The 6284-nt window shown below is 62.5% G+C and carries 8 protein-coding genes; 1 reads left to right on the top strand and 7 read right to left on the bottom strand.

Annotated features, from left to right (window positions below):
- Positions 1-62 precede the first annotated feature (62 nt).
- From JF539_RS27405 to JF539_RS27375, 7 genes are all read right to left on the bottom strand, one after another.
- On the bottom strand, positions 63-1058 hold the full coding sequence (locus tag JF539_RS27405; protein WP_207144428.1) for a tyrosine-type recombinase/integrase: 996 nt from the start codon (positions 1056-1058) through the stop codon (positions 63-65).
- Positions 1051-2001 (bottom strand): tyrosine-type recombinase/integrase, encoded by a 951-nt coding sequence (locus tag JF539_RS27400; protein WP_207144427.1) that lies wholly within the window; start codon positions 1999-2001, stop codon positions 1051-1053. The genes JF539_RS27405 and JF539_RS27400 overlap by 8 nt, the downstream gene beginning before the upstream one ends.
- Positions 1998-3245, bottom strand: a complete 1248-nt coding sequence (locus JF539_RS27395) for a tyrosine-type recombinase/integrase (protein WP_207144426.1) — start codon at positions 3243-3245, stop codon at positions 1998-2000. The genes JF539_RS27400 and JF539_RS27395 overlap by 4 nt, the downstream gene beginning before the upstream one ends.
- A 175-nt stretch (positions 3246-3420) precedes the next feature.
- A complete protein-coding gene (gene merA / locus JF539_RS27390) occupies positions 3421-4845 on the bottom strand; it encodes a mercury(II) reductase (RefSeq protein ID WP_207144425.1) in 1425 nt (474 codons plus the stop codon).
- Positions 4838-5059: a mercury resistance system transport protein MerF gene (gene merF, locus JF539_RS27385; protein ID WP_209017646.1), complete on the bottom strand. Its 222-nt coding sequence runs from the start codon at positions 5057-5059 to the stop codon at positions 4838-4840. The genes merA and merF overlap by 8 nt, the downstream gene beginning before the upstream one ends.
- A 10-nt stretch (positions 5060-5069) precedes the next feature.
- On the bottom strand, positions 5070-5375 hold the full coding sequence (locus tag JF539_RS27380) for a heavy-metal-associated domain-containing protein (RefSeq protein ID WP_207144423.1): 306 nt from the start codon (positions 5373-5375) through the stop codon (positions 5070-5072).
- A 13-nt stretch (positions 5376-5388) separates the two neighbouring features.
- Complete coding sequence (locus tag JF539_RS27375; protein ID WP_207144422.1) at positions 5389-5775, bottom strand: mercuric transporter MerT family protein; 387 nt, start codon at positions 5773-5775, stop codon at positions 5389-5391.
- A 76-nt stretch (positions 5776-5851) separates the two neighbouring features.
- Here JF539_RS27375 and JF539_RS27370 point away from each other — a divergent pair, with 76 nt between their 5' ends.
- Positions 5852-6271, top strand: coding sequence for a MerR family transcriptional regulator (locus JF539_RS27370; protein ID WP_207144421.1), 420 nt, complete (start codon positions 5852-5854; stop codon positions 6269-6271).
- Positions 6272-6284: the final 13 nt, after the last annotated feature.

The following is a 6284-nucleotide window of genomic DNA, read 5'->3' as shown; positions in this document are numbered from 1 at the left end:
AGATGTCGGTCGGTTCCTGGCAGGATATTGGGCCGAGACGGGATGTGGCTGACGATGTGGTTTCACAAGGCTTTCAGGAAGGCCATCAAATCCTTGTCCTCCTTCCACCGGCGCCTTGGTCCCGTAGAGCCGACCTCACAGAGTGCCACGGCGTTGGCCTTCAAAGTGAGATCGATCTCGGCATAGATGTTCGTCGTGCTGATCGAGACATGGCCCAGCCAAGCGCGGATGGTGTTGACATCGACGCCAGCTAGAACGAGGTGGCAGGCCGTCGTATGGCGGATGACATGCGGCGTGACCTTCCGTCCCGCCAGTGCTGGAACGTCTGCCGCGCACCGCTCGACGAGCCGGTAGATCCCGAAGCGGGTGAAGGCGTTACCTAGCCTGCTGACGAAGACCGGCGCCTCGGGCGTCCGACCCACAATTTGCTCTGCCAGGAGCCGTTCGGTTTCGGACCACAGCGGGCATTGGCGGGTCTTGCCGCCTTTGCCGCGCAAGGTAGCGAGGTCGTGACCGCCCCTGTCGCGATCGAGGGTCAGATCCCGAACCTGGAGCTGCGTGACCTCGGAGACGCGGGCTCCGGTATTGTAGAGGAAGAGCAGTAGAGCGTATTCGCACCGCCCCCTGTGGCTGCTGCGGTCAGGGACCGCGAGCATCGCCTCCATTTCCGTCCGCGTCAGCCATCCGACCGGCGGCGTTATGGACTTTTTCGACGCAATCGCGCGGATATGCCCACACCATTCGACATGAGCAGGATCCCGGCCGCCGACGAAGCGGGCGAAGGCGCGGATTGCTGCCAGCCGTTGATTGCGAGTTTGGACCGAACATCCGCGGTCGTCCTCGATATGGGCAAGGAACTTCAGAACGAGACCAGATGTAAGGTCGCACACCGTCAACCGCTCGACGGGCTTTCGCAGCTTTCCGCTAGCGAAGGGTAGGAGCAGAGTGAACGTATCGCGATAGCTCGCGCGCGTGTTTTGGGCGAGATTGCGTTCGCTGACGATGTACTCGATCAGGAAGCGCCGAAGCCATGGGCCAAGAAGTTCTCGATCAGGCATTGGCGCCTCCGCCGACATAGTGCGCAAATCTCTGCGAAGCCTGCTGCAGGAGCTCGGGCGTCATCGTCAGGTAGGCTTTCGTGCCTTCCAGATCGGAATGGCCCAGATAGGTGGACAGCCATGGCAGCAAGCGCTGGACATCTGCCCCTTCCCGATACCAGGCCGTCAGTCTGTGGACCGCGAAGCTGTGCCGGAGGTCGTGCAGGCGCGGGAGCTCCCGGATACCGGCCTTGCCATGCACATTGGCTACGCGCCGCAATCTGTCGAAGGCGGCCAGAACGGTGCTGCTGGCGAGCCGCGAGCCGTCCCGATTGCTCAGGACGAACGACGTACCATCCTCCGCGATTCGCTTACTCGTCGGACCGGACAGGTGGTCTGCCAGCACCATCGCAAGCCGGGGGCTGACAGGAACCAGTCGGCACTTGTGGAACTTCGTGTCCCTGATGGTCAGGACGGCGTCTGGCAGGTTCACGTCCGCTCGCGTGAGACCGGTCGCCTCGCCGAACCGCAGCCCGGCACCGTAGAGCAAGAGAAGCAAGGTTCGGAACGTGGCCGGGTCAAGCTGCCTCGCGCCTTGCAGGGCGCGCGCGATGTTCCAAGGATCGAAGAGCCGCTGCAGCTGATCGTCACTGTAGATATGTGGTGGCGTTCGCAACGAGCTCCGCGGCTCATTCTCGGGAAGGGGCGACAGACACGCATAACCTCGGCTGATCGCATAACGCCAGAATCCGGCCAGCGCATAGGTCTTGTTCTCTCGGTGCCGGGTTACAGGCCCCTGTCCGGCGAGGAAGGCGAGAATCTGTGCCTTCGTGACGGCATCGCATTCAGCGTCGCCATCCGCATGGTGAAGGAACTGCCGCAGCAGATTCCGGGTCGTCACGAACTTCGCGCCGTGCACCTGCCGCCATTTGACATAGTGTTCGATTGCGTCTCTCAGCTTCATGACAATCCCTCCAGATCGAGGGCCGCGACCTCGCGCAGAGCCGCGAGGTCGACCTTGGCGTAGATCGCGGTGGAGGACGGATCGCGATGACCGAGGTAGTCCCCGATCACCTTCATGGCCATCCCCTGGTCGAGAAGATGCTGGGCGGCGGCATGGCGCAGAGCATGCGGACCTCGTCGGCCCGTGACCACGCCGATCCCGGCCAAACGGTCACGGACGATCTTGCCCAAGGTCTTGCGGCTCACTGGTCGGATTGGTGCGCAGGACGTTAAGAAGAGGCTGCGCCCGAAGCAGGTGGGTCGCACGTCGTGGATGTAATCCAGGATTGCTGATCCCACCTCCTCCGACAGCGGCCAGAGATGGGTTCGGCCCGGCTTGGAGCACCGCACCCGAAGGAGTTCGTTTTCCCAATCGATGTCGTCGAGACGCAGACCCGCAACCTCGCTTGCGCGCAATCCGTAGGACACGAACAGCATCAGGACGGCCCGGTCCCGCCTGTCGACCGGCCGTGTCCCTTGAATGGACCCCAACAAGCGCAAGACATCGTTGCGGTGGATGCCTTTCGGAACGACCTCATCGGCCATGAAGCCGGGTGCGACGATGCCTGCGGACAGACCGGGTCGACACCATCCGCGTGTCTCAGCGAAGCCGACAAACAATCGCAGGCGCTGAGCGAAGTGGTGGATCGTCCTGCGGCTCCAGGCACCATGTTTCTGCTTTTCGCCGATGATGCGGTCGACGTCTGCAATCGCGAGGGCGCCCAGCTTGGCGCCGGTTTCTTCGAGCCTTGTAAGGAACTGGCCCGCTCCTCTTGAATAGCCGTCGATGGTTTCCGCCGACAGACCGCGTACGTTTCGCAGCCAGTCCTCATAGGCTTTCAGTTCGACTTGATGTGGACCAGGCTCGCCGTTGGCATCCTCGATCCAGCCGAGATACCGCAACAGTTCGACGCAATGACTGACGAACCTCTGTCGCGCCTTGTCCGTCGCGGCCCGGGCGCACCGGCGACCCTTTGGCCGCGACCAGATCGCGGCCACTGCCTCCACTTCGGCGAGGCCGATCCGGTCGTGTTCATTCAGGCTCAGATGCCGGACGAGGTGGTGGTGATCGTTGGCGTATTTGCGCAGTGTGGCGCGGCTGGCACCGCTTTTCCTCAGATGGCGAAGGTACTCGGCTCTCTGATCGGCAAACGGCGCGTCACGATGCTTCGCCGCCGCCGGTGGGAAGAAAATGTCTTCGAACATGGCTGTGTCTCCGTTTTGGTGGAGACATCAGCTTCCGCCCGATGCACCGTGATGTAACCGGTGCTAAGGCAATCCTCGTCAGAGTTTCGATGCGAACGATAAGTGTCTGACGTTGATGGAGTCCTTCAATTCACATCCCATTCCGTTCGGTCAGTTGTGCATGGTGGCGTTCACCCTATCCCGCACAACAACTGAGCGCGGCCACGTCCTTGTCGAAGGTCTGCGCGGTAAGTTTCAACCCTTCAACCGTCGTGAGGTAGGGGAAGATCATTGCGCCAAGATCCTCGTAGGTCATGCCGGCTTTCAGCGCCATGGACGCGGTCTGGATGCTGTCGGCACCCTCGGGCGCGAGGATATGCGCGCCCAGTAGCCGTTTCGTAGCCCCGTCGGCGATCAGCTTGATCAGCCCCCTTGTGTCCCGTGCGGCGAGCGCTCTCGGCACGGCATCGAGCGGCAGGACCGAGGTGCGCACGTCATGACCGGCAGCTTTCGCTGCGGCTTCAGTCAGGCCGACGCTGGCCACCTGCGGATCGGAGAAGACGACCGCCGGCATGGCACTGTTATCATAGACAAGGCTGTCGCTGTTCATGGCGTTCTTCGCCGCGAGCTTCGCGCCGTAGGCCGCCATGTAGACGAACTGATCCCGCCCGGTCACATCGCCAGCGGCATAAACACCCGCACGGCTCGTCCGCATTCGGTCGTCGACCTTGATGCCGCCACGAGCGCAGGTCTCAATGCCGGCGCGAGCGAGTGAGAGACTCTCGGTGTTGGGTACGCGACCTGTGGCGAGCAGCAGTTCCTCGGCCTTGACGATTTCCTCGTTGCCATCGGTGACCACGGTCAACGCGATCCCGCCGTCCTTCTGTGCCACGCGTGAATAGGACGTCACGGTTCTGACAGCGATGCCTTCGTCCTCGAAGGCACGGGTCAGCGCTTCGCCGATCTCCGGCTCCGCTTCGGGCAGGAGCCCGCGGCGCGTGACGATGGTGACACGCGCGCCGGCTCGCGCGAAGACCTGCGCCAGTTCGACGCCGATGTAGCCGCCGCCCATGACGATCACGGAGGACGGTAGCGCTTCGAGTTCGAGGATCGACGTACTGTCGTGATGGCGAATGCTCTCGATCCCGTGGATGTCCGGCACATGCGGCCGGGACCCGGTGGTGAGGATGATCTTTCCGGCCGGTAGCGGATTTCCGTCGACCATCAGCTTGCCGTCCTCGGCGAACTGCGCCGCGCCTTCCACGTAGGCAATGCCGTTGTGCTGCGGCAGTACGTCGATGTACTTCGTGGCGCGCAGGTCATCGACCAGAGCTTGCTTCTGTCGCACAACAGCCGCCCAGTCGGTGATCCGCGCCTCGGCATCGATCCCGTCGAACCGCCGGGCGGCTCTGGGCGCATGCATTACCTCCATCGCCCTAATCATCGCTTTCGAAGGGACGCAGCCCACGTTCACGCAGGTTCCGCCGATGACCCCGTGGCCGATTAGTGCCACGCGCGCGCCGTCTTCGGCGGCAGTGATTGCGGCGGAGAATCCCGCTGAACCGGCGCCGACCACGGCGAGGTCGTAGCTTTCGTTCCCGTTCGAGCAGCAGTCAGACATCGGTGTGTTCCTGTTGAGACCGGTTCCTGCGGACCAGCGCGTAGATCGTCAGCAAGACAAAGACGGCGAGAGCCGGAATCAGGACGTAATCGAGAACGCCGGTCAGCGCAGACAATCCGACCACGCCGAGCAGGATCACGAGAACCGGCGTGAAGCAGCAAAGCGCCACGATCACGGTGCCGATCACACCGGTCAGCAGGAGTTTGTCGCGCATGGGTGAGGCCTCAGGAGCTCGACGCGTCATCGAGGAGAACGGCTGTATAGCCATAGGCCGAGGGCTGGGCGACGATCTCCTCGAGCGCAGTTTGCGTGTCGTCGAACGTGATCGTGTAGACACCGGACGCGCCGTCCTCATGCTCATCGAAGGATACGATCTCGACGCTCGCCGCTTTTTGCAGCGCCTCGCCGACGATGTAGGAGCATGACGGGCACCAGAGCCCGCTGACCTCGATCTGGGCCTGGCGTTCTTCGGCGGAGGCGGCGCCTGCAGAGAGAAGCGCTACGCCGAGGGTGATGAGTGTCTTGCGCATGAATGGTCCTTTCTCAGTATCCAAGCAGCGGCGGGGCGATGTAGGGGAAGGCCAGAGAGAGCGCGACGACTGCTGTGGCCGTCCACAGCGCGCCCTTCATGAACCGCTGGTTGACAGGCCGCTCACAGCTGCCGTCGGTGCAGGTTCGGAGTGCGGGTCGATAGACCTTCCAGAACCCGTACGCGAGTGAGGCACCGGCGAAGGCGAAGAAGATCCACTTGTACTGATAGAGCGCGCCGAGTTGGCCGATCCACGCGCCAGTGGCCCCGAGGCTGAACAGCACCAACGGGAGGATGCAACACGACGTCATCGCGAGCGCTCCGAGAATACCGCCTGCCGTCGCGGCTTTCGATCCAAGATCGCTCTCTGGTTCGCGCGCGATGTCAGCCTCAGACGTCATGCTCGGGTCTCCGATTGATCCATTCTAGCGATAAGCGTACCATCTGTAGCGACTACAGATGCAAGGGGTTTCCGGAATGGCGGATATCACGAACGCGCGAGGCTATCCGATCGGCGCCATGTCCCGCGAGACAGGCGTGAACATCGAGACGATCCGCTACTATGAACGCATTGAGCTGATGCCGCAGCCGGACCGGACAGCAGGCGGCAATCGGCAGTACACCCACGATCAGCTCAAGCGCCTGTCCTTCATCAAACGCAGCCGCGAACTTGGCTTCAGCATCGACGAGATCCGGGCGATGCTGACGATGGTGGACCAGGATGGCGTCAGCTGCGGCGAAGTGCACGCCATGACGGTGGAGCACCTCGGATCGGTCAAGGAGAAGATCAGGCACCTGAAGAAGCTCGAACGGGCGTTGACCAGCATGGCGGCAGAATGCGCCAAGGGGGATGTTCCTGACTGCCCGATCATCGAGACGCTATTCGATGAACGATAACCGCGTTGCATCC

The organism is Roseibium aggregatum, from assembly GCF_017309185.1.
In the GTDB taxonomy this organism is placed as follows: Bacteria; Pseudomonadota; Alphaproteobacteria; order Rhizobiales; family Stappiaceae; genus Roseibium; species Roseibium aggregatum_B.
The sequence above is the reverse complement of the archived record's forward strand: the minus strand, read 5'-3'. Positions and strand labels throughout refer to the sequence as shown.

What these genes read in the sequence shown, in the direction of transcription:
- JF539_RS27405 (WP_207144428.1), bottom strand. Translation starts at nt 1,058, where the DNA reads ATGCCTGATCGAGAACTTCTTGGCCCATGGCTTCGGCGCTTCCTGATC.
- JF539_RS27400 (WP_207144427.1), bottom strand. Translation starts at nt 2,001, where the DNA reads ATGAAGCTGAGAGACGCAATCGAACACTATGTCAAATGGCGGCAGGTG.
- JF539_RS27395 (WP_207144426.1), bottom strand. Translation starts at nt 3,245, where the DNA reads ATGTTCGAAGACATTTTCTTCCCACCGGCGGCGGCGAAGCATCGTGAC.
- merA (WP_207144425.1), bottom strand. Translation starts at nt 4,845, where the DNA reads ATGTCTGACTGCTGCTCGAACGGGAACGAAAGCTACGACCTCGCCGTG.
- merF (WP_209017646.1), bottom strand. Translation starts at nt 5,059, where the DNA reads ATGCGCGACAAACTCCTGCTGACCGGTGTGATCGGCACCGTGATCGTG.
- JF539_RS27380 (WP_207144423.1), bottom strand. Translation starts at nt 5,375, where the DNA reads ATGCGCAAGACACTCATCACCCTCGGCGTAGCGCTTCTCTCTGCAGGC.
- JF539_RS27375 (WP_207144422.1), bottom strand. Translation starts at nt 5,775, where the DNA reads ATGACGTCTGAGGCTGACATCGCGCGCGAACCAGAGAGCGATCTTGGA.
- JF539_RS27370 (WP_207144421.1), top strand. Translation starts at nt 5,852, where the DNA reads ATGGCGGATATCACGAACGCGCGAGGCTATCCGATCGGCGCCATGTCC.